Raw genomic sequence first — 22359 nt, forward strand, 5'->3', positions numbered from 1 at the left:
CCATGAGCTCTCCCGAGCCCGCCACCTCGGTCCTCGCCCTCGCTTCGCGCCCGCCCTCCGAGGCCGCCTTCGCCAAGCTCATGGACGCGCTCGCGGCCCAGGCCAAGGCTGGCGAGGCGCTCGCGCTCGCGCCCGTCGAGGCGCAGCTCGACGCCTGGCCCGACGCCGCGCGCATGTGGCGGGTCTGGCAGCCCAAGCACCCCGGGTGGTCGCTGGTCCGTCGCCTCGACCTGAGCCACGCCCACTGGGCCAAGCCCTGGCGCCCGGCGACGCTGAGCTCCGAGGCGGGCGCTGGGTTGACGCAGCTGGACCTGAACCTGGGCTGGCCCAAGCGCGGGGCGTCGGGGAAGGACCTGTGCACCGGGGCCTCCTTTTGGCCGGCCGCCCCGGCCTTGCTCGGGCTGCAGACCTTGAACATCTCCCTGGCGACCCTCGACGAGGTCGCGCTGAAGCTCGGGCGCACCCCGGGCCTGCGCGCGCTCAAGGTCTGGGACGGGGCCGCGCGCGATCGGGCCTTCGAGGTCGACGAGCTCGCGCCGCTGACCGAGCTGCGCCGCCTCGAGCTCGGGCGCTGCGACCTGAGCGATCGCTGCTTGCCCGAGTCGGTCGCGCTCGAGGAGCTGCACCTCGACGCCGTCGCGGGCCTGGGCGGCCTGGGCGGCTCTCGCCTGGAGCGGCTGCGCCTGCTCGAGCTCACCAACCTGGACCTCGGCGGGCGCCCGCTGCCGCCGATGCCGGCCCTCGAGCGTCTGGTGCTCCGGGGCGTCGACGGGGTCGAGGGGGCGCTCGTCCACCTGAGCGACGCGGTCGTCATCGAGGCCGAGCTGTTCCATCCCAGGCACTTCCTGGGCCTCGTCGAGGACCCCCGCCTGCGCGCTCTGAGCTGCTACTTTTGGGACGACCCGGACGCGCCCGCGCCCGCCCTCGGGGCGCTCTCCGGGCTCGAGCGCCTGCGCTACGAGGTCTACATGGAGACCGAGGAGGAGCCCGAGCTCAGCAGCCTGGGAGGGCTGCGGGAGCTGGCCCTGTGCGCGGGGGAGGAGCCCACCGACAGCTGGCCCGAGCTCACCTGCGACCTCGAGCGGCTGCGCGGGCTGACGCAGCTGCGGGCCCTCGACCTCAACCGCCGCAACGTCGCGAACCCGGGCGTCCTCGCCGAGCTCGTCAAGCTCGAGCGCCTCGACCTGCACGGCTGCGAGGGCATCGAGTCCCTCGACTTCCTCGCCAAGCTCGAGCGCCTCGAGGTCCTCAGCCTGCCCTCGACCGTCGAGGACCTCGGCGTGCTCGAGCGGCTGCCCAAGCTGCGCGAGCTCCGGCTCGTGGGGCCCAAGTACGGGGACGGGGAGATCCTCGAAGACTGGAGGCTGCGCGACTGCAGCGTGCTCGGGCGGCTGTCCAGCCTCGAGATCTTGCACATCGGGGACAAGGACGAGGTCGAGGGCTTGGATCTCTCGGGCTGCGTGAAGCTGCGGGAGCTGGAGATCGGCGAGATGGACAAGCTCGAGACGATCACCGGGCTGGAGAGCCTCCCCGCGCTGCGCTCGCTGTCCCTCGAGCTCGGGGAGGAGTCGCCCTACGCCGAGGCCTGGGAGGCGCGCGGCCTGGGCTGGAGCTTCGTGGGGCGCGAGGCCGTCGCGGCCCTTCGAGCGAGCCTGCGCGAGACGCCTCTTTAGAGCGCGTCGAGGGCTCGATCGACCGCCGCGAGCTCCCCGGCGTAGTCCGGGCCCGCGTCGGCGTACCAGACCCGGCTTTGGTTGAGCAGCGTGCGGGCCTGGGCGCGCTCGCTATCGACGGCGATCAGGCTCTCGGCCCAGAGGACGCGGACGCGGGCCAGGTCGCGGTCGAGGTCGACGTCGTGGCTTCGCTCGGTGATGGCGCGGAGCCGGGCCTCGGCGGCGGCGAAGGCTTCGCTGGCCGCTTCGTGGCGGTAGCGCGCGCGCAGGCTCAGGCCGCGGCCGAGCTCGGCGTGGGCGACGTGGCGGTCGAGCCACCACTGCTCCGAGAGCGGCGCGAGCAGGGCGAGGGCCTCGCCAAAGTGGTGCTCGGCGAGGGCGGGGGAGCCGTCGAGGAGCTCGACGTAGCCCTCGGCGATGCGCGCGACGGCGCGGGTGTCCGGGCCCGAGCTGGCGTCGCTGAAGCCCGGGAGCTCGGCGAACAGCGCGGCCGTGTCGCTCGCCGTGTCGTCGTCGAGTTCGCGCTGGGACAGGCGCAGGAAGGCCAGGGCGTAGAGGCACTCGGCGCTGGCCTGGAGCTGGTCGGGGTGAAAGCGGCGGTAGCGGGCGCAGGTCGGCGCGCGCAGCTCGACGGCCTCGGGGCGATCGGCGACGGCGTGGCTGAGCAGCAAGGTCGCGTTGAGGGTCATGGGGTGCGCCGGGCCCAGCTCGTCGTCGAGGGCGCGGACGCTCCGCTCGACGAGGGCCCGGCGGCGGGTCGGCTCGGGGCTGAGCAGGGCGAGGTTCATGGCCACGGAGCTCAGCTCGAGCTCGCGCAGCTCCGGGTGGGCGTCGAGGACCTCGAGGGCGCGGCCGAGGTAGTCCCGGGCGGGCCCGAGCTGCCCGCGGCTCATGGCGACGATGCCCGCGTTGTTGAGCAAGAGGGTGTGGGCGAAGGCGCCGTCGGGGTCGTCGCGGACCAGGGCCTCGGCGAGGGCCAGGTCGAGGTCCGCGGTCTGGGCCGTGTCCACGCCGGGGGCCGCCGCCGTCTCATCAGGGGACACCGTGGCCGCGACGTAGAGGTGCCGCGCCCGGGCCTCCACGCCCACGGCGTGCATGCCCCAGGCGTAGGCCGTCACGCTGGCCTCGCGCAGGGGCGCGAGCGCGCCGGCGCGCTCGTCCATCTTGACGAGCACGCGCCCCGTGAGCAGGTCGAGCTCGGCGAGCAGGGGCGCGTAGTCGAGGGGCTCGGCCTCGCTGCGGAGCTCGCGGGCGGCGGCGAGGGCCGGGCCGTAGCGGCCGGCGCGCTCGAGGGTCTGGGCGTGGATCGCCTCGCGGCGAAGGGTCTCCACGGACGCGGCGAGGGCCGGATCCTCGGGCGGGGGCAGGGCCGCCGAGAGGGCGTCGAGCTCGGCGCAGCGCTGCACCCGGGGGAGCTCGCCGACGAGCTCGACGGCCTTGCTCAGGCTCGCCGGCGTCGCGGCCTCGGGCTCGAGCTCGGCGAGGAGCTCGGCGGCGCTGTCGAGGGCCGAGAGCCGGCGCTCGAGGCAGGTGGTGACAGGGTCTTGCCGGCGAAGGGGCGGCGGTCGTAGAGGGCCTCGAAGAGCGCGGCGCAAAACGAATATTGGTCCGCCGTGGGCCCGACCTTGGCGCGCAGGTACTGCTCGGGCGCCATGTAGGCGGGGGTGCCCAGGACGGCGCCGGTGGCCGTCAGGTCCTCGTCGAAGCTGCTCGGGCGCTCGCCCGTGGACGTGCGCTCGAACACCCAGCCCTCGCCGGCGGGCTGGCTGCCCGAGCGCGCGCTGGGGTTGGCGTCGGGCCGGGTCACGGCGTGCTCGAGGGCGCCCTCGTCTGCGTCTTCATCTGCGTCTTCTTCGAGCCCGAGGGCAGCCCGCCCCGACGCGTCCGGATCGAGGGAGCCCCCGGTCTGCTCGGCGTCGCCTGTCTCTGGCGGGGCGGTCTCCTCCGCACTCGAGCGGGCGTCCCGGGCCAGGCCAAAGTCGAGCACGCGGACCCGCCCGTCCTCGCCGAGGATCGCGTTGTCGGGCTTGAAGTCGCGGTGGACCACGCCGGTCGCGTGGGCGGCCGCGAGGCCCCGGGCCGCCTGCAGGTAGACCTCGAGGATCTCGGACCACGAGCGCCTGGCCTGGCCCCCCTCGCCGCCGCGGGCCCAAGCGCGCAGGGTCTGCCCGACCACGAACTCCATGACGATGTAGACCTGCCCGTCGATCTCCCCGGTCTCGTAGACGGGCACGACGTTGGGGTGGGACAGCCGGGCGAGGGCCTGGGCCTCCCGACGCATGCGCAGGCGCGCGGCCTCGGACACGTTGTGGTGGGCGCGGAGCAGCTTGAGGGCGACGCGGCGGTCGAGCTCGGCGTCGTAGGCGAGCTGCACCGTGCCGACGCCGCCCTCACCGAGGTGCTCGAGCAGCAGGTAGCGGCCAAAGTGGCTCGGCCCCGTGTCCTCGCCGAACATCATCGCGGCCAGGCGCTTGCGCCTGAGCTCGCGGTCCGTCGACGGCCCCTCGTCGCGGGCGGCCTCGAGCTCGTCGAGGCCGACCACCGAGGCGGCGTCGATGCTGGCGTCGACGCCCGCGTCGACATCGGTGTGGGCCTCGACCTCGCTCGTGCTCCCGAACTCGTCCATGGATCGGGGCCTCCAGGCTCACAGGGGCTCGCGCAGGTCGGGGTGGCGCAGCATGACCTCCGCCTGCGGCGTCGAGAAGTAGGCCGAGCTCGGGTCGCTGGCCATGCTGATGTCCGAGCGCATCAAGGTCGCCTCGGGGCCCGTGGCCAGGTGCTCGCCCAGGGACACGTCGCTGTGGTGCAGGCCGAGGTAGTGGCCGATCTCGTGGGCGAGGATCAGGCCGTGGGCCGTGGGCGTCTTGACCGGCTCGGGGGAGCCGTCGTCGAGGCAGGCGCCCGCGGCCAGGACCACCAGGCTCGGGTTGGTGGTCTCGTCGAACACGCCGGGCACGTGGGGGTTGTGGCCGAACAGCTGCGAGGAGCTCCCCGGGGTCTCGAGGTAGACGCAGGGCACGGCGACCACGGGCACGAAGCGCTCGTCGTCCTCGGCCCCGCGCAGGCAGGCGAGGGCCTCGCCGTGGAGCTCGCGCAGGGCCAGCATGGTCGCGTCGTAGCTCAGGGTCCCGACCGCGCCCGTCGTGCCCTCGGCCTCGAGGCTCAGCTCGATGTTGGCCGCGGCGAAGCGCTCGACGGCGACGGCCCAGGCCTCGGCCATGGCCGGGTCGTCCGCGCTCAGGCCCCAGCCGCTGTCCTCGGCCACGAGCATGCGCGCGGCCAGGCGCGCGGGGGCGTCGGGCTTGGGGGCTTCGCTCCACTGTGGCTCGCTCGCAACCTCGACGCGCAGCTGCGTGGCCATGTCGGGAAAGAAGGCCCGCGAGGCCTCGGTCCCGGCGATGCAGTTGCGCATCTGCAGGCGCAGCTCGAGGGTGTCCTCGGCGCCCGGGGGCAGCAGGGGCTCGAGGGTGTTCGAGAACGCGAACACGCCCGCGCCCGGGCCGGCGAAGCGGCGCTGATCCGTGTCGGTGAGCGGGGCGTCCTCGTCGGGGATCAGCGAGCGGTCCGCGGCGATCAGGTGGGCCTCGAGCAGGTCGTGGCACAGCTGGGCGTTGTCGGCCTCGTCGCCGTCGACGGGCGAGGTGCGGATCGCCAGGTAGCGCTGGTCGGCCGGGATCTCGATGGCCAGCGTGGCCGTCGAGCCGTCGTCGGCCAGGGCGACCTCGCCCGCGAGCTGCCAGGGCACCGGGTCGACCGCGCCGTCGGGGAGCTCCACGGGCCTCTCGCAGCCGAGCGCCTCGCCGGTCTCGCCGAGCTCGTCACTGCCCGCGCTCGTCTGGGTGTCGCTGGCGTCGTCGAGGGCCGAGTCGTCGGCGCAGCCGAGCGCGAGCGCGAGCGCGAGCAGCGAGGGCCAGAGCGTGGCAGCGGGGCGCACGAGACAGAGCATAGCGGCATGGCCAGGGGACGATGGCGGGGCAACGAAAACACCCGCGGAGGCCGGAGAGGCCGCCGCGGGTCGGGGGGAGGCGTCGGGGCCCGTGGACCCCCGACTGCTAGCAGCCTGCTAGAGGAAGAAGCTACCGTCGAGCTCCCACTGCGAGCTCCACGCGCCGGCGCTGACGTGGCCGACCGCCAGGGACCCGTACTCGCGGTGGAGGGCCTCCCCGGTCCAGCGGTTGATGATCCGGTAGTGCTTTTGCATCCCGGGCACGGCCACGAGGGACCACTGGCCGCTGTGGCCGTTGAAGCCGTGGTCGGCGACGAGCGGGCCGTTCTCGCGGTGGAGGTAGCTGCCGTCCGAGGCGTTGCGGATCTTGTAGTACTGGGTCCCGCTCACGCGCTCGAAGATCCAGTCGCGCGACTCGTAGCCCGCGCTGCCGACGACGGTGTTGGTCGGCACGCTCGTGGCCAGGCCGTTCTCCTTGTTGATGTACTCGCCGCCGTACCAGCGGTTGCGGATCTTGGTGCGCTTGAACTGCGAGTCGCCGGTGGGGCTGTGGAAGTCCGTGCCGCCGAGGTGCCCGTTTTGGTCGGTGTAGTCGTACCAGACGTTGTCGTTTTGATCGCGGCAGAGGATGTCGTCGCGGCCGTCGCCGTTGTAGTCGTCGATCTGGATCGACGCGCCGGCGTGGGAGCACCAGTCGATGCTCAGGTGGAAGTCCGTGCCGTTGAAGTGGCCGTTTTGGTCGGCGAAGTCGATGTACTTGTTGCCCGCGTCGTGGCACAGCAGGTCGTCGCGGCCGTCGCCGTTGAAGTCGCCGACCATCAGCTTCTGGTCGCCGCCGCACCAGTAGTGCTGGCTGACGTAGTCCGTGCCCGCGAAGTTGTTGCTGCCGTCGTTGAAGTCGATGTACTTCCAACGGTTACCCGGGACGTGGCACATCCAGTCCTGCTTGCCGTCGCCGTTGAAGTCGCCCTCGTAGAGGGTCTCGTCGTGGACCCAGCACCACTGCGCGCCCGGGCGCTCGGAGCCGATCGTCATCACCTGGTTGGCGCTGAAGAAGTTGACGTAGGTGCTCAGCCCGTTCCAGCTGGCGATGGTGTGGTGGTGGTCCTTGGTGCAGTTGGACCAGCACAGCGGCCACGGAATCTTGTACCAAATCTGGAACTTGATGTTGCCCGAGAGCGTCGAGATCTGGGCGCCCACGTCCTGGGTGAAGTACAGGCGCTGGGCGTCGAGGGCCTCGTAGTCCTGGAACTCCGCCGTGGCCGTGAACGGCATCTGCACGTCGATGAGGTCGAGGGTCGCCACGATGCCGCCGCCGATGAACTCGCTGTAGTGGACCGTGGCGCCGGCCTTGGCCGCGAGGTTGATGTAGGGCTGGAACACGCCCTGGAGCTTCACGCCGCGCTCGGTCACGAAGGGGGTGATCGAGGTGGCCTCGGTGTTGACCCCCAGCGTGCCCTCGACCCACAGGCCCGCGCTGACCGAGCCGCAGCCGTCGTCGAAGTTGACCCCCGCGAGGTTGAAGCTCTTGCTGACCGCGAGCTCCGACTGCACGCCGGCCAGATCCAGCATCTGCTGCAGGGTCACGGGCACGCCGTCGGCGATCTGGATCTCGAAGTCGGGGACGATCTGGTTGAACAGCACGTAGGCGCCCATGGCCACGCCGCCGCCGCCCCAGTCGTAGGCCAAGAAGGTGCCGTAGATGTCGACCAGGGTGACGTCGGTGCCGAACACCTTGGCGTTGGAGTAGACCCCGGCCTCGAACCAGGAGCCGGCGCTGTGGACGGAGATGCCCTTTTCGGTGGTCGTGGGGCCGTCGGCGCTGGTGCTCTCGACCCAGGCCTTGAAGGTCAGGTTGGACTCGCCGAAGTTGTAGCCGCTGCCGGCGGACCAGGTCTGCTGCCACACGTCGGCGGGGCGGGACTTGGTCGCCGCGCCGGCGAGCAGGGCCTCGCTGTCCTCGATGGTCTGGCGGGCGACCACGACCGGGATCGCGCCGCAGTCGTTGGCCCGGGCCTCGGTCTCGCCCTCGGCCGCGTAGACGGCCTGGTCGAACTCGGTGCCGAGGCAGGTGACGACCTCGAAGTCGGTGAGCTTGGACCACGCGCCCTCGGTGATCGCCTCGCGGGCCTGGCCCTCGATGAACAGGGCGTCGGTGGTCGCCACGGCGCCGTGGGACTCGACGGGCACGGCGGCGGCGGTGGGCACGGCGAGCTCGCGGCCCTGGCTCAGGTCCTCGATGCGGGTCAGGGGCAGGCCGTCCTCGCTCGAGCCGAGCGGGCGGATGCGGTACTCGATGTTGACCAGGCCGTCGAGCAGGCTCTGGCCCTGGGCCAGGCCGGTCACGCGGCTCTGCGCGGACACGGAGAAGTGGGGCTGGTTGCCGAGCTCGGGGGCGTTGCCGTCCTCGTCGGCGACGGGCAGCACGGCGACCACGCTGTCGAGCTCGAGGCTGTCGAGGCGGGCGTCGTAGCCGGGGTTTTCGTGGACGGCGTAGACGGTCTCGCAGGACTCGCAGCCCTCGGCGCTCAGGGCCGAGGCGGCGACGATGTCGTAGAGCTCGAGGCCGGCCTCGCCAGCGCCCGCGAGGTCGCCGAGATCATCGCGCTCGCCGAGGCGGTTCCAGGGGTCGAAGGAGGCGAACAGCTCGACGTCGTCGCGGCCGGCCAGCTGGGCGCACTCGCTGCTGACGACGAACTCCATCTCCTGGGAGAAGGGCGCGGGCTCACCCTCACCGTTGGCTGCGTCGTGCTCGGCGGGCATGGCCCCGAGCACGCAGCCGGCGTTGCCGTCGAGGGTGCGCAGGCCGACGAGCAGGTCGGTGCGGTAGGACTCCCCGGCGGTCGTGCCGGACACGGCGACGCGCATGGGGTGGTTGACATAGACGGCGCCCTCGGAGCTGATCTCGAGGCTGTCGACGGCGATGCGGTCGCTGCTCAGGCCGTCCTCCGTGACCGTCTGGGCGTCGCCGCAGGCGGTGGCGAGCAGGGGGAGGGTCAGGGGGAGGGCCAGGATGGACAGAGATTTGGTGTTCATGGCTCGAACTCGGTGCGTTGCGCCAGGCCATTTGCCGGGCTCAACTTGCTAGAGATCGAGGGCGCGGCCGCGTTGCGCCGTTTTTGAGGTGTTGCGGGAAACTGAGCGAGAGCCAAGTCAAGGCGCGCAGGCGAATGAAACGTCGAGGGGTCGACACGCGGGCCTCGAGGCCCACTCGGATCGACGTCGGCCAATTGAAAAGAGCGCGCCCGGGGGGACCGGGCGCGCTCGCTCTCGGGAAGAGAGGGGACGGTTGAGTGCCGAAGCTCCTTTCTGAATGCTGCGAGATACTGCGAGATGCTGCGATCAGTTGTTGGCTCGCCAGCGCCCGGGCATGTTGCGGCCGATGGCGGCGATGGCCTTGGCGTCGATGGCCTCGCCGTCGAGCTGGGACCGGAGCTCGTCGTCGAGCAGGCCGCGCGCGTCGGCGTCGCCGCGCTTGGCGGCCTCGCCGAGCAGGGCCATGGCGGCGTGGCGCTCGGCCTGGTGGGCGTCGGGGGCGAGGGAGCCGGCGGCGAGCTCGACGAGGGCCTCCGAGGGCGCGGTCCCCTGGGTCCGGGCCACGGCCGCGGCGGTCTCGAGGGCGGTCTGCCGCACGACCCGCTGCTCGTCGCCCATGGCTGCCTCGAGCCGCGGGAAGGCCTCCTCCGGGGACATCTGGCGCATGGCCTTGGTCGCCGTGGTGCGCACCTTGGTGTCCTCGTGGTCGAGGTAGCGACCCACGGCCGCGCCGAGCTCGTCGTGGCCCGCGTTGCCGGCCGCGGCCAGGGCGACCTGGATCTGCTCGTCGTCCGCGGGCGCGTCGAGCCAGCCGCCGATGATCCCCCGGGCCTCCGCGGCCGCCTCGGGATCGGTGAGCTCGGCGTGCTGCGCGACCGCGCCCAGGGCCAGGCCCATGGTCCCGCGCTCCATGGGGTGCAGGGCCTCGTCGCGCGAGCCCTCGGCGAGCAGCGCGAGCATCTCGGTGCGCGGGGAGTCGACCATGCTCAGGGCGTGGGCGGCCCCGATCTGGTTGGCCACGCTGGACTCGCGCAGCAGCGCCGTCAGGCCGTCCTTGGCCGCCTCGGTGTTGGCGCTGCCGAGGGCGAAGAAGATGCCGGCGCGGGCGTGGGATTGGCCCTCGAAGCTGCCGTCCTCGAGCAGGGCGAGGACCGCCGGGGTCTGCTCGGGGTTGGCCCGGAGCCAGTCGCGGAGCAGGCCGCCGTAGCTGCCCACGCCCTCGCCGCCCTCGAGCATGTCGCGGAAATTGGCGAGGACGTCGTCGAGCTCCCTGCCGACGAGGTCGGGGTCGAAGCGCTGGCTCTGATCCGGGGCCTCGGCGGGGACCAGGCCCCAGCTCCAGCCGCCGTCGTCGAGCTCGACCGTGGGCGCGAAGCCCTCGAAGTCGGCGCGCTCGGCCTTGGTCGAGCGCAGGTGGGCGCCGAAGGGCTCGCCGCCAAAGCGCAGCTCGAGGTCGCGCGCGTTGACCAGGCGCTCGAACCACTGCCCGGGCTGGAGCTGGGCCTCGATGGTCGAGTCGACCACGGTCATGGCCACGGGGGCGAAGCTCGAGCGCACGCTCGCCGCCCCTGGGTTTTGCCCGAAGCTGTGGACCTCGCCGGTCAGCGTGCCGTCGGTCTCGAACGCGTAGGCGGCCTCGTAGCGCCCGGTGGCGTCGAAGCTGACCCCGGTGTAGGTGCTCTCCTCGGCGGTCGAGCGCGGGGCCCAAAAGGCCAGGCCGGCGGCCATCAGCTGCTGCTGCCGGGTCGCGTCGAGGTCGCCCTCGGTGCGCCAGCCGAACTCGCGGATGCTGCAGCGGCTGTCGAGGCGGATCAGGAAGGTGTCGTCGATGTTGGCGGAGGCCTCGGGGGCGGCGGACTCGGGCTCGTCCTCGCCGACGCTGACCTTCATGCCGCGGTCTTGGATGCGCGCGGCGAGGACCGTCGCGCCGTCGTCTTCGGTTGCGAGGGCGACCAGGTCGAGGTGCCACGAGCGCTCGACGTCGTGGATCTTGGCCTCGTCCCGGGCGACCTGCATCTGCGCCCCCTGCTGCTGGGCCATCGCGTCTTGGGCGTCCGCGGCCATCTGCCCAAAGTCGATCTCCACGTGCGTGTGGGTGACGACGTCGTAGGCCATCTGCGTGCCGGGCTCGAAGGTGCACAGGCCGCCCGCGCCGTCCTTGGCGAGCTTCGCAAAGGCCTGACGCTTCGCCGCCGAGCGCTGGGCGGCCAGCGCATCAGCCGCATCCTCGTCGTCTGCGGCGTCCTTCGAGCCCTGCGCGTCGAGGGCCGTGAGTCCACCGACGAGGCTGAGCGCGAGGACGCCCGCGCTGGCCAGACGCCAGCGGCGTCGGGGGGAGGTGCCGTTCGGAGTGGGGGTCGAGGAGTTGGCGGCGGTCATGGTCTTTCTTCCCTGCAGCTCTTGGCCTGCTGTTGGGGTAGAGCGCGCTTGCTCGCGGCCGTTGCAGAAAAGTGCTGGACCAAAAAACGGTGACGTTGCTCACCCACTCCGAGGGCGCTCCCGACCGCGCGAGGGGCTAGGGTCGGCCCCATGCCGTACAAGCTCGTCACGCTCGGAGGAGACGGAACTGGACCGGAAGTCATGCGCGAGGGCCTCAAGGTGCTCCACGCCGTATCGGAGCCCCTGGGCATCGAGTGGGCCATCGAGGACGTGCCCTGTGGCGGGCAGTACTACCTCGAGCAAGGCGACCTCGACTGGCCGTCCGACGCCCCCCAAAAGTGCGACGCGGCCGACCTGATCTTGCTCGGCGCCGTGGGCTGGCCCGACCCCGCGGGCACCGGCGGCCCCGTGCTCATGAAGGACAACAAGATGGCCGGCTTCTCCCCGGTCATCGGCAACCGCATGCGCCTCAACCTCTACGCCAACGTCCGGCCCATCAAGCTCTACCCCGGCGTGCAGCACCGCATCCACGGCGGGCACAAGCAGATCTGGGAGGCCGGCAAGGTCGACATGGTGATCATCCGCGAGAACACCGAGGGCCTCTACGCGCCCACCGGTGGCAAGCTCGCCCCCGGCGGCAAGGCCGACGTCGCCATCGACACCCGCGTGATCACCCGCCGCGCCTGCGAGCAGGTCATCCGCCACGCCTTCGAGCTGTGCAAGCGCCGAAACAAGGGCGCGCCCAAGGACGGCAAGCTGCGCGTGACCGCGATCATCAAGGACAACGTGCTCCACGGCTGCCAGCTGTTCCGCGACGTGTTCTTCGAGATCGGGGCCGAGTACCCGGAGATCGAGAAGGACACGGCCATCGTCGACGCCTTCACGCAGTGGCTCGTGGGTCAGCCCGAGTACTACGACGTGTGCGTGACCTCGAACATGTTCGGCGACATCGTCACGGACCTCGCGTCCACCCTCCAAGGTGGCATGGGCATGGCCGTGGGCGGCAACATCGGCAAGCACAACGCCATGTTCGAGCCCATCCACGGCAGCGCGCCGAAGCACGCGGGCAAGGACAAGGTCAACCCCATCGCGATGATCCTCTCGGTCAAGGAGGGGCTCGAGTGGCTCGCCGCGCGCAAGGACGACGCCACGCTCACCAAGGCCGCCGAGGCCATCGAGGCCGCCGTCGTCGAGGTGCTCGAGAAGGGCGAGACCCTGACCTACGACCTGGTCGGCAACGATCGCGCGAGCAAGTGCAGCGAGGTCGGCTCGGCCATCGCCGAGGCCGCGGTCCGCAAGCTTGGCTGACGCGCCGCCAGCATCGGCGTCGGGCGGGCTGATCCATCTCGGTGAGGGCCTCGACGAACTGAAAGGGCTCGACGACCCCCGTCTCGAGCCCTTTCGGGCGCTCCGAGGTCGACGCGAGGACGGCCGCTTCATCGTCGAGGGGGCGCTGGCCGTCGAGCGCCTGCTCGAGCAGGCCGAGCGCTTCCCCGTCGAGTCCCTGGTCTGCACCCCCAGCCACGGCGCGCGCCTCGAGGCCGCGCTGCCGCCGGGGGTCCCGGCCTTCGTCTTGCCGCGCAAGCGCATCGCCGAGCTGGCCGGCTTCGACTTTCACCGCGGCGTGCTGGCCTGCGCCCGCCGCCCGCCGACCCGCGCGGTGCTCGAGCCGTGGGAGATCGAGGCCTTGCGCCGGCGCGAGCAGGTCACCGTGGTCGTGGCCAGCGGGCTCGCGGATCCGCGCAACCTCGGGGCGCTGATTCGCAACGCGGCCGCGTTTGGGGTCGACTGGGTCGTCGTCGACGGTCGGGGGGCGGACGCCTTCGCCCGGCTGACGATCCGCGCCAGCGTGGGCAACGTGTTCCGCGTGCCCCTGCTCGTCAGCGAGGCCCTGCCGGCGACGGTCGAGCAGCTGCGCCGGGAGCTGCCGGCGACGGTGGTCGCGGCGACGCCTGCGGGGGAGCTCGAGCTCGACGCGCTCGCCGTGGATCGACCCGCGCGGCAGATCGTGCTGGTGGGCAACGAGGGCGCGGGGCTCGACGAGGATGCCCTGGCGCGGGCGGATCGGCGGGTGCGGATTCCGGTGGTCGCGGGGGCGGATTCGGTCAACGTCGCCGCGGCGACGGCGATCTTGCTCTACGCCCTTCGGCCCCGGGGGCTGTAGGTCGGCGCTCGTTGTCGTTCGCCATCCCGGCAGTTTGTTCATCGGTCTAGAGCAGGCCGGCGAACAGCACCGTCCGTGCCCCGCGGGAGGATGGGTATCGAGACCGCTGCGGGCCGATCTGCTCCAGCCAGCGGGCCTCGCCTCGCGCGTCTGGATCGTCAGACCAGTTGTTGTAAGCTCTGCCCATGCGAGCGCGGCTCGAGTTCTCCCTGGACGAGGACCCGCAGGACGACGTCGCCCTGTTGCGCTCGATCGCCGACGAGCTCGAGGCTCAGGGCGAAGACGTCGACAGCCTGCGCGACCTCAGCGAGGAGCTCGAGGCCTACGAGCGCCCCCCAGGGTTGCTGCGCCGGGTCAGCAAGCGCGCCCGCGACGTGGCCCTCAAGCAGTGGTCCCTCGTGGTGGGGGAGTACGAGGAGAGCGTCGAGGCGGCGCAGCTCATCGGCGTCAGCATGCGGGGCGAGCGGGAGCTCAGCACCGAGGAGCGCAGCAAGGTCAAGGAGCAGGTCCTCGACCTCATGCGCGTGGTCCCGGCCGGCTTGATCGTCGCGGTCAACTCCGTCGTCCCCGTCCCGGGCACCTCCGTGTTCTTGCCCTGGGTGCTGATCCGCCTGGGCCTCATGCCCTCGCGCTGGCGGGAGGCCCACCTGCTCGCGCAGCTGCGCAAGCAAGAGGCGCGCCTGCGTCAGGCCGGGCGCACCGACCAGGCCGAGAAGATCAGCACCATCGTCTCCCAGCTCGAGCACGCCGCCGACGAGCGCGAGGCCATCCAGCGCGAGAGCGCCCTGCTCAGCCACTGGGACGCCAACGGCAACGGCGTCTGGGACGACGACGAGCGGGCGGCCTACGACGCCGAGGTGACCCGGGTGCGCGAGCTCGTGGCCAGCCGACCGGGGCGCAAGCGGTGGTTCTTCGAGTACGAGGGCGAGGTCTACGGGCCGACGAAGCTCTCGGACCTGGGCGAGGTCGGCAAGCTCGACGAGCTCCAGGCCAGCTTGCTGATCAGCTTCGACGGCAAGACCGGCTGGGTCGCCCTGGCCGATGTGTTCGGCGCGGCCTGAGCAGGGCGACCTGAGAAGTTGGGTCAAGGGCCGACGCGGACGAGCTGGGTCAGCTCCTCCCGGGCCGCGAGCGCGTCCGCGGCCCCGCCAAAGCCCACGATCACCCGAACGGGCTTGTCCACGGCCAGGGCGGCCTCGGCCTCGGCCAGGGACTGATCGCCTCCGCCGAGGACGAGGAACTCGTCGCACAGCTCGACGAAGTCCTGGGACTCGTCGCCAAAGCGCGAGCCGACGGGCACGACGAAGTCCATGGCCCCGACCTCGTAGGCCAAGGCTCGCCCCGAGGTGATGCCCATGGCCAGGATGCCCAGCTCGACGCACAGGTCGTAGGCGAGCTCGAGGACGCCGTTGTTGGTCGCGCCGCTGGCCATCACCAGCTTGATCCCGTGGCGCTCGCGCGCGGCGCAAAGCTCGGCCTCGAGCGCGGCTCGAGCCGCCGCGACGTGGGCCTTTAGCGCTGCGCCGGTCTTGCCCGTTCGCCGCCAGCTCCCCGCGTAGCCCATGACCCCGAGCAGCGCGAAGCCCTGGGCCTGCTTGTAGGCGGCGAAGGAGGCCGGCGTATGGAACGCGGCCTCGGTCTTGGCCCGCCACGCCTGGGGCTCTGGGGGCTTGGGTGCTCGGCGGCGACGAGGCATGGTGTCATATATACACGGTTGTCGGCGCGAGGCCAGCCCGCCCGTGATCTCGACGCGTTCACTCGCGGTCGTCGGGCATGGTCAGGATCGCCGCGGTCGGCGGACCAGGGGTGTTTGGTGCAAGAAGGCGTCGCTCCAGACCTGCTCGAGCATGAAGGCGGCGACGTCGACCCGGGGGATCGTCGGTCGCACGCGACCGTCGAGCGGGCCGGCCTCGACCTCCCCGGTGCCGGGCTCGTCCGAGAGCCGGGTCGCGCGGACCAGCACGTAGTCCAGGCCGCTGCCGAGGATCACCTCGGCCTGGCGGCGGCTGTCGGTGAAGCGGCGGCGGAACAAGGGGCGAAAGGCGTGGGTGAGGCAGCGGTAGCCGAGGGGGGGCCGGTCGCCGGGGACGAGGATGCTGCCGCTGATCAGCGCGACCACGCGCTCGATGGGGCGACGTCGGGCGACCTCGACGAGGTTGCGGGCCGCCTGGGTGAGCACGTCGTCGGCCGAGCTCGGCGTGTGCCCGAGGGTGCTCAGGACCACGCTCGCGCCCGCGACGGCCTGCTCCATCGCCCCGAGCTCGCAGGCGTCGCCGGGGACCAACTCGAGGCGCGGGTGGGGGCTGGCGAGGGCCCGGGGGTCGCGGACGAGGGCGCGCACGCGGTAGCCCCCGTGCAGGGCGAGGCGCAGCAGGTGCCGCCCCGTCCGACCGGTGGCCCCGAGCAGGGTCAGGGTCCTGGGCGGGCTCCGCCTAGCTCGCATCGCGCCGCCGCTCGCTGGCTCGGGCCTGGCGGCCAAACACGTGGTCGAGGAGCAGGCCCTGGACCGCGGTCGCCTCGACAGCCTCGGCCTGGGGCAAGAGCTCGGGGGCGTTGGTCAGGAACACCGGGCCCGCGTCGAGGCTGTCGGTGACCCGCCCGTGGGAGCCCCGGACGATCGAGGCGTCGAGGGGGATCAGGTCCAAGAGCGCGCGCTGGTTGAGCAGCTTCGAGCGCAGCAGCCACGAGGCGACGCGCAGCTGAGGCGCGCGCAGCTGCGGGTCCACGAACAGCTCGGCGGGGTCGTAGCCGGGCTTGCGGTGAATGTCGACGGTCCGCGCGTAGTCGGGCGCGCGCGCGTCGTCGAGCCACCAGTAGTAGCTGAACCATCGCTTCGCCTTGGAGATCGCCACGAGCTCGCCGGAGCGCGGGTGGTCGAGGCCCGCGGCGGCCTTGGTCGACGCGTCGAGGACCCGCTCGACGCCGTCGAGGCCCTCGAGCAGCGCGCGGACCTTGGCGACGTCCTCGGGGTCGCGGACGTAGACGTGGGCGACCTGGTGATCGGCCACGGCGAAGGCCCGGGACGCGCCGGCGTCGAAGTGCTCCTCGCCGATCTCCGTGCGCGTGGCGACGAGCCCCGCCGCACGCAGGGCGCGGTTGATGTGCACCGGGCCGTCGACGGCCGTGATCCCGTACTCCGAGAGGATCACCACCCGCAGCCCCGCCGCCTCGGCGGCGTCGAGGAGCTCGCCGCACACCGCGTCGATCTCGCGCAGGGCCGCGGCGGCCTCGGGCCCGTCGGGGCCAAAGCGCTGCAGGTCGTAGTCGAGGTGGGGCAGGTAGACGAGGTTGAGGCTGGGCTGGTGGCGGCGCTCGAGCTCGATGGCCGCCCGGGCGATCCACCGCGAGGACGAGATGTCCGCGCGCGGGCCCCAGAAGTTGAACAGCGGGAAGCTGCCCAGGCTCCGGGTCAGCTCCGCGCGCAGCGACCCGGGGGCGGTGTGGATGTCCGGGAGCTTGCGCCCGTCGGCGCGGTAGATGGGCCGCGGGGTCACGGCCCAGTCCACGCTCGCGTACATGTTGTACCACCAAAACAATTTGGCGCAGGTGAAGTCCCGGTCGCGGTCGCGGCCGAGCTCCCACAGCTTGGGGCCCTCGACCAGGGCGTTGGACTGGCGCCACAGCCAGACCTGGGCCAGGTCGCGGAAGTACCAGCCGTTGGCTACGCAGCCGTGCTGGCTGGGCAGGGCGCCGGTCACGAAGGTCGACTGCACCGAGCAGGTCAGGGCCGGGCAGATCGTGCGCAGCGGCAGGGCCCCGCCGGCCTCGGCGAAGGCCTGGAGCCGGGGCGTGTGCGGCCCGAGCAGGGCCTTGGTCAGGCCCACGACGTTGAGGACGAGGGTGCGCTGCATGGGACTCACGCCAGGTTGTCGACGCGCGGGGCCTGGCCGCGCAGCACGGAGTTGCCCTCGAACAGCACGCGCTGGTCGATGCTCGGGGTGGTCGCGACCTCGCGCAGGTCGAGGCGGCCGCTCTGGGCGTAGAAGCGGACCGGGTTGTTCCAGCAGACCTCGGCGATGGCGTCCTCGCCGAAGCCCGCCGCGCGCATGGCATCGGCGGTCTTGGGCACGGCGAGGGGGTCGCTGACGCCCCAGTCCGCCGAGCTGTTGACCATGATCCGCTCGGTCCCGTACTTGCGGATCAGCTCGACCATGCGCTCCGAGCTCATCTTGGTCTCGGGGTAGATCGTGTGCCCCGCCCACGCCCCCGACGCGAGCACGGCCTCGATGGTCTCCTCGGTGTTGTGGTCGACCAGGGCCAGCTCCATGGGGAAGTTCAGCCGGCGCAGGAGCTCGAGGGTGCGCAGGGTGCCCGCGAGCTTGTCGCGGTGCGGGGTGTGGATGAGCGCGGGCAGCTCGTACTCCATGGCCATGCGCAGCTGGATCTCGAAGCAGCGCTCCTCGCCCTCGGTCATGTCGTCGTAGCCGATCTCGCCGACGCCGAGCACGGTCTCCTTCTCGAGGTAGATGGGCAGCAGGTCGAGGACCCCGTCGGCCAGCGCGGCGTGGTTGGACTCCTTGGAGTTGAGGCCCATGGTGCAGTAGTGGCGGATGCCGAACTGGCTGGCCCGAAAGCGCTCCCAGCCGACGAGGGACAGGAAGTAGTCCTCGAAGGAGCCGACGTGGGTGCGCGGCTGGCCGAGCCAAAAGGCGGGCTCGATGACCGCGGTGATGCCCGCGGCGGCCATCGCCTGGTAGTCGTCGGTGGTCCGCGAGCTCATGTGGATGTGGGGATCGAAGTACTGCATGGGTCGTGTCCGGTGGGTGGGTGTATTGCTTGGTGGTGGAGCTTTAGATGGCTTCGGCGCGTTGCTGGGCGAGGGCGAGGACTTCCTCGACCCCCGCGGGCACGCTGCGGTGGGCCGCGGCGCGCTCGCTCGCGTAGCTGTGGACCATGCGCGCGAGCTCGTCGGTGGCGCGCGCGGCCAGGCCGCGGATGCGCGCCACGGGCAGGCCGAGGAACACGGCCTTGAGCACGAGCTGGTTGAAGTTCAGGGCGGGGAAGCGCGCGGCGGGGAAGGGGTTGTCGAGGGCGAGGGCGGCGAACACCGGGGTCGCGTTGGTGCGGCTGGCCTCGATCGCCGCGTCCACGAGGCCCTCGCCGTGGGGCAGCAGGGGCAGCGCGCGCAGCAGGCTCTCTTGCTCGCTCAGCCCGCCGCTGCGCAGCAGCTTGGCGTAGCAGTCCGCGACCTGCGTCGCGCTCGCGCCTTCGAAGGCCTCGCGCACGAGGGCCGCGCGGCCGAGGTCGACGAGCCGCCACGCCTCGCTGGGGAAGGGAGACAGGGGGAGGGGCAGGGGCGCCTCGAGGGTGTCCGCGGGCAGCTGCACGCCGCCGAGCATGCGACCCGAGCGGGCCATGGCCACGCGCAGGGGCGTGTCGGCGGGGAGCGCGAGGGTCCGGAGCCGGCCGAGGCTGCGGCTCAGCCAGGCGTGGGCGGGGTGCCCGGCATGGACCGCGACGAGGGCCGCGGCGAATTCCGAGAGGGCGTGGGTGTCGAGGGGCGTGGTCATGGGAGGGTTCCTTGGGCTGCGCGCTCAGGTCCCCGAGACCAGGCGCTGGAGGGCGAGGGTGGCCATGAACGCGGCCAGGGCTCCGAGGGCCATGGGCAGGCCCACGCCGGTCCCCGCGACCGACGCGAGGGCGAGGGCGTCGACCCACGCGATGCCGGCGATCAGCGCGATCACGCCGCTGCGGATCGAGCCCGGCCGCTGGCCCCGGACCAGGCGCAGGGCTCGGGCGAGCCACAGCCCAAAGCCGACGACGAGGGCCACGCCGAGGGGGCCCTGGAGGAAGACCGAGCCGTAGACCGCGAGGGGTCCGGCGACGCCGACCAGCGGACCGACGCGGACCAGCGCGCTCGAGTCCTCGTAGCGCGCGGCGTAGGTCAACCCGAGCACGTAGCCCGCGAGCACGAGGGCGCCGAGGCCCAGGGCGCCGATCGAGCCCGGATCCGTGGCTGTCCCCGCGGCCGCCCCCGCGCACGCGTAGAGGCCCACGCGGCACATCGCCATGAGCACGGGCGCTGCGGGGTTGCCCTTGTGGTTGCGGTTGTAGAGCACGATGAAGGCGACGGTGGCCAGGGCCGCGAGCAGCACCGCGAGGCCGAGCTGCCAGGCCAGCCACAGGCCCCCGGCGATCAGCGCCGCGGCCCAGCGCAGGACCTCGTCGCGCTCGACCTCGCCGGCGGGGATCGGCCGCTCGGGCCGCTCGCGCAGGTCGTACTCGACGTCGAACACGTCGTTGAGGAACATGCCGCCGATGTAGAAGGCCGAGCCCATCAGGCCGAGCAGCACGAGGGGGCGGGGCGCGAGCTGTCCCCCGGCGAGGACGTAGCCGGCGAGCACGTTGCTCCACACCGTGGGCAGGTTCGAGACCCGGCCGAGCTTCGAGGCGGTGGACAGTTTCATGGCGTGGGGGCTCCGGCGCGGGCGGTGTTCGGGGAGTGGGTGCGGGGCCGGGCGAGGGCGAGGGCGAGCTCGAGCTCCCCGGGCGATGCTCTGGTCCAGGGGCTGCGCGCGCAGCCGCGGCGGCAGCACCTCCCAGGTGTAGGTCTCGACCTCGAAGTGCCGGCACCCGCCGCGCTCGAGGGCGCAGTCGATGACCTCGGGCAGCGAGGCGGCGGTGCTGCCCAGGGGCCCGAAGCCGGCCTCGAAGATCGGCACGTGCACGTGGGCGCGCCACTGCGCGGGCGCGTGCTCGCCCGCGGCTCGGGACCGGACCGCGTCGTGGATGTCGAGGAAGCGGTGCAGCTGGTCGTCGCGATCGCGGGCGACGACCTGGTGGAGGTAGACCGGATCGGCGAAGGCCTCGAGGGCCTCGACGGCCGCGTCGTCGACGGGGTCGAGGACCAGCGCCGCCGAGATCTGGACCTTGGCCAGGCGCAGCCCCGCGTCGGCGATGGCGCGGATCGACGCCCGCGGATCTTCGAACTCGACCGCCGCGTGGCAGGCGTCAAAGCACACGCCCACGTGGGCGCGCAGGGCCTCCCCGGCGGCGGCGCGGGACAGGCCGGTCATCGCCGCGAAGCGAGCCCGGGCCGTTGGAGCTCGGAGCTCGTCGCGGAGGAAGGCGACGAGCTCGGCCGTGGTCTCGAACATGCAGGAAGGCTCGGGCTCGAGGGCGAGGGTGATGTGGGGTCCGCCCGCCTGACGCCGACGCCACAGATCGGCCGCGGCGCTCAGCAAGCCGGCGACGACCTCGGCCCGGGCTTGGGCGCCGCGGGTCTCGGGGCGAAAGCCTCCGGGCACCGTGCTGATCGAGCCCTCGACTCCGGGCGGGAGCAGAGCGCCGAGGATCGCCGCGAGCTGGGCGGTGTAGCGGGCCCGGGCCGGCTCGCGCCAGTCGGGGCGGTAGACGGCCTGCTTGACCGCGCGGCCGTGGAAGGGCCCGTAGGGGAAGCCGTTGATGGTGAACACGTAGAGGCCGCGCTCGGCGAGCTCCCGGGCAAAGGCTGGGAGCGCGGCCGGGTCGGCGAGCAGCTCGGCGGCGGCGCGGGCCGACAGGCGCAGGCCGACGCCGAAGGGCTCGCTCGATCGGCCGAGGGCGCCGCGGACCGCCGGCACGCGCTCGAGCACGGCGCGGCGGACCTCCGCCCAGCGCTCGCCCGGGTGGATGTTGGTGCAGTAGGTCCAGTGCGCCTGGGGCCGGGAGGGGAGCCGCATCTCAGCCCGCCCGCTCCATGCGCAGCCCGGCGATGGCTCCGGCCATGTGGTCGCGGTCGACCTGGTGGACCTCCACGCCCACGCCCAGGGCGCGCAGCATGGTCACGGTCAGCTCGCCGCCGAGGTGCTCGCGGAACTCCTCGAGGCCGTCGAGGACCTCGAGGCCGCCCGAGGGGCCGCGGCGATTGAGGGCCGGGTGCCACAGCGGCAGCCCGATCGCCGCCAGGGTGCGCTCGACCCGGGCCGCGTCCTCGGGGGCGAGCAGGCCCACGCGCGCCGAGTAGCGGCAGTCGATCGCGATCCCGATCGACACCGCCTCGCCGTGCACGAGCCCGTGGGCGCTGAGGACCTCGAGCTTGTGCGCCGCCCAGTGGCCAAAGTCGAGGGGCCGGGCGCTGCCGTACTCGAAGGCGTCGCCGCTGTCGCGGATGTGGGCGAGGTGAAGCTCGGCGCAGCGCTGGATCATGTGGCGCGTCGCCCGGGACTCACCGGAGGCGAGGGCGTCCGCGTCGGCCTCGAGCTTCAGGAAGAACTCGCGGTCGCGGATCAGCGCGACCTTGACGGCCTCGGCGATCCCCGCCGTGCGGTCCCGCGTTTTGAGCGTGGAGATGAAGGCCGCGTCGTTGATCACGGCGAAGGGCGGGGCGAAGCAGCCCAGGGCGTTCTTGCTCCCGAAGCGGTTGACGCCGTTTTTGACCCCGACGCCCGCGTCGTTTTGGGCGAGCACCGTGGTCGGCACGCGCACGACCCGGAGCCCGCGGTGGGCGATGGCTGCGGCGTAGCCGACGGCGTCGAGGACCGCGCCGCCGCCGATGATCAGCACGCAGGCGTGCCGGTCGAGGCGCAGGGCGAAGAAGCGGCGCAGCAGAGCCTCGACGAGGACCGGGTCGTTCTTGGCCGGCTCGCCCCCGGGGACGATCAAGGGCGAGTCGACGAGCTCGAGGGTGTCGGCGTGCGTCGAGCAGTAGCGGTGGATGGCCTCGTGGAGCCCGGGCCAGGCCGTCGCGACGCCGCCGTCGATGACCACCGAGACCCGGTGGCGCCGGCCCGGCTCGCGGCGGGCGACGGCCTCGACGAGGGCGCGGTTGCCCGGCGCGAACATGGCCTCGGTGAACGAGACGGGATAGTCGAAGTCGACGGCGAAGCGTTGATCCACGCCGGCCGCCGCGCGGGCGGGGCTGCGGCGAGCGCGGGCGAGGGGAGTGGGCGAGGGCGTGGGCAGCATGGATTGTCTCGGTGTCAGCGGCCTGTGCGAGCGTGAGGCCGTGGGGCGAAGCTCCCCAGCACCTCGGGGAGTGTTCGCAATGGAGTGTTCACAGTTGGAGTCACGACCCCAGGCAGTTTTTTTCAGCGCACTCCCATCTTTGCGATGGGCTCAAATCGGCCTCGTGACGTCGTTAGCTCCAAAATGGCGCCGCTTCGAGGTGGCGCGAGCTGACGTAACCGCATTACGCACGGATCCGAATCGGTCCTCGGCGGTGAAGGCTATGCGTTCAATGT

At 72.4% G+C, this 22359-nt stretch carries 15 protein-coding genes; 4 read left to right on the forward strand and 11 right to left on the reverse strand.

Translation table 11 applies throughout. The features are described 5' to 3' along the window. The first annotated feature begins 2 nt into the window (after positions 1-2). Positions 3-1673: a leucine-rich repeat domain-containing protein gene (locus PPSIR1_RS12350; protein WP_006971400.1), complete on the forward strand. Its 1671-nt coding sequence runs from the start codon at positions 3-5 to the stop codon at positions 1671-1673. Positions 1674-3114: 1441 nt separating this feature from the next. Here PPSIR1_RS12350 and PPSIR1_RS49245 read toward each other — a convergent pair. From PPSIR1_RS49245 to PPSIR1_RS50750, 4 genes are all read right to left on the reverse strand, one after another. After that, positions 3115-4299: a serine/threonine-protein kinase gene (locus tag PPSIR1_RS49245; protein WP_006971402.1), complete on the reverse strand. Its 1185-nt coding sequence runs from the start codon at positions 4297-4299 to the stop codon at positions 3115-3117. Positions 4300-4317: 18 nt separating this feature from the next. Continuing rightward, positions 4318-5607: a hypothetical protein gene (locus tag PPSIR1_RS12360; RefSeq protein ID WP_157595480.1), complete on the reverse strand. Its 1290-nt coding sequence runs from the start codon at positions 5605-5607 to the stop codon at positions 4318-4320. A 129-nt stretch (positions 5608-5736) separates the two neighbouring features. After that, a complete protein-coding gene (locus PPSIR1_RS12365) occupies positions 5737-8655 on the reverse strand; it encodes an FG-GAP-like repeat-containing protein (protein WP_006971404.1) in 2919 nt (972 codons plus the stop codon). Positions 8656-8961: 306 nt separating this feature from the next. Continuing rightward, positions 8962-11034 (reverse strand): HEAT repeat domain-containing protein, encoded by a 2073-nt coding sequence (locus PPSIR1_RS50750; protein ID WP_006971405.1) that lies wholly within the window; start codon positions 11032-11034, stop codon positions 8962-8964. Positions 11035-11184: 150 nt separating this feature from the next. Between PPSIR1_RS50750 and PPSIR1_RS12375 the strand changes: the two genes are divergently transcribed. The 3 genes from PPSIR1_RS12375 to PPSIR1_RS12385 all read left to right on the forward strand — a co-directional run bounded on the left by PPSIR1_RS12375 (position 11185) and on the right by PPSIR1_RS12385 (position 14259). Further along, positions 11185-12342: an isocitrate/isopropylmalate dehydrogenase family protein gene (locus tag PPSIR1_RS12375; protein WP_045115867.1), complete on the forward strand. Its 1158-nt coding sequence runs from the start codon at positions 11185-11187 to the stop codon at positions 12340-12342. Further along, positions 12335-13198 (forward strand): TrmH family RNA methyltransferase, encoded by an 864-nt coding sequence (locus PPSIR1_RS12380; protein ID WP_006971407.1) that lies wholly within the window; start codon positions 12335-12337, stop codon positions 13196-13198. Before PPSIR1_RS12375 ends, PPSIR1_RS12380 begins: the two co-directional genes overlap by 8 nt. A 185-nt stretch (positions 13199-13383) precedes the next feature. Further along, on the forward strand, positions 13384-14259 hold the full coding sequence (locus PPSIR1_RS12385) for a hypothetical protein (protein ID WP_006971408.1): 876 nt from the start codon (positions 13384-13386) through the stop codon (positions 14257-14259). 23 nt (positions 14260-14282) lie between these two features. On the opposite strand, the gene PPSIR1_RS42515 is transcribed toward PPSIR1_RS12385, so the two are convergent. The 7 genes from PPSIR1_RS42515 to PPSIR1_RS12420 all read right to left on the reverse strand — a co-directional run bounded on the left by PPSIR1_RS42515 (position 14283) and on the right by PPSIR1_RS12420 (position 22084). After that, positions 14283-14894, reverse strand: a complete 612-nt coding sequence (locus tag PPSIR1_RS42515; RefSeq protein WP_006971409.1) for a hypothetical protein — start codon at positions 14892-14894, stop codon at positions 14283-14285. An 81-nt stretch (positions 14895-14975) separates the two neighbouring features. Beyond that, positions 14976-15641: an NAD(P)-dependent oxidoreductase gene (locus tag PPSIR1_RS12395; protein WP_045115885.1), complete on the reverse strand. Its 666-nt coding sequence runs from the start codon at positions 15639-15641 to the stop codon at positions 14976-14978. Further along, positions 15631-17049 (reverse strand): alkaline phosphatase family protein, encoded by a 1419-nt coding sequence (locus PPSIR1_RS12400; protein WP_006971411.1) that lies wholly within the window; start codon positions 17047-17049, stop codon positions 15631-15633. The genes PPSIR1_RS12395 and PPSIR1_RS12400 overlap by 11 nt, the downstream gene beginning before the upstream one ends. A 5-nt stretch (positions 17050-17054) precedes the next feature. Continuing rightward, positions 17055-17945 carry a TatD family hydrolase gene (locus PPSIR1_RS12405; protein ID WP_006971412.1) on the reverse strand — a complete coding sequence of 297 codons (891 nt, stop codon included), beginning with the start codon at positions 17943-17945 and terminating at the stop codon, positions 17055-17057. Between the two features lie 43 nt (positions 17946-17988). Continuing rightward, positions 17989-18708 (reverse strand): EboA domain-containing protein, encoded by a 720-nt coding sequence (locus PPSIR1_RS42520; RefSeq protein WP_006971413.1) that lies wholly within the window; start codon positions 18706-18708, stop codon positions 17989-17991. A 24-nt stretch (positions 18709-18732) separates the two neighbouring features. Continuing rightward, positions 18733-20859 carry a metabolite traffic protein EboE gene (eboE, locus tag PPSIR1_RS42525; RefSeq protein ID WP_006971414.1) on the reverse strand — a complete coding sequence of 709 codons (2127 nt, stop codon included), beginning with the start codon at positions 20857-20859 and terminating at the stop codon, positions 18733-18735. 1 nt (position 20860) lies between these two features. Beyond that, complete coding sequence (locus PPSIR1_RS12420) at positions 20861-22084, reverse strand: 3-dehydroquinate synthase (protein ID WP_006971415.1); 1224 nt, start codon at positions 22082-22084, stop codon at positions 20861-20863. Between the last annotated feature and the right edge of the window lie 275 nt (positions 22085-22359).

Source organism: Plesiocystis pacifica SIR-1, assembly GCF_000170895.1.
In the GTDB taxonomy this organism is placed as follows: Bacteria; Myxococcota_A; Polyangia; order Nannocystales; family Nannocystaceae; genus Plesiocystis; species Plesiocystis pacifica.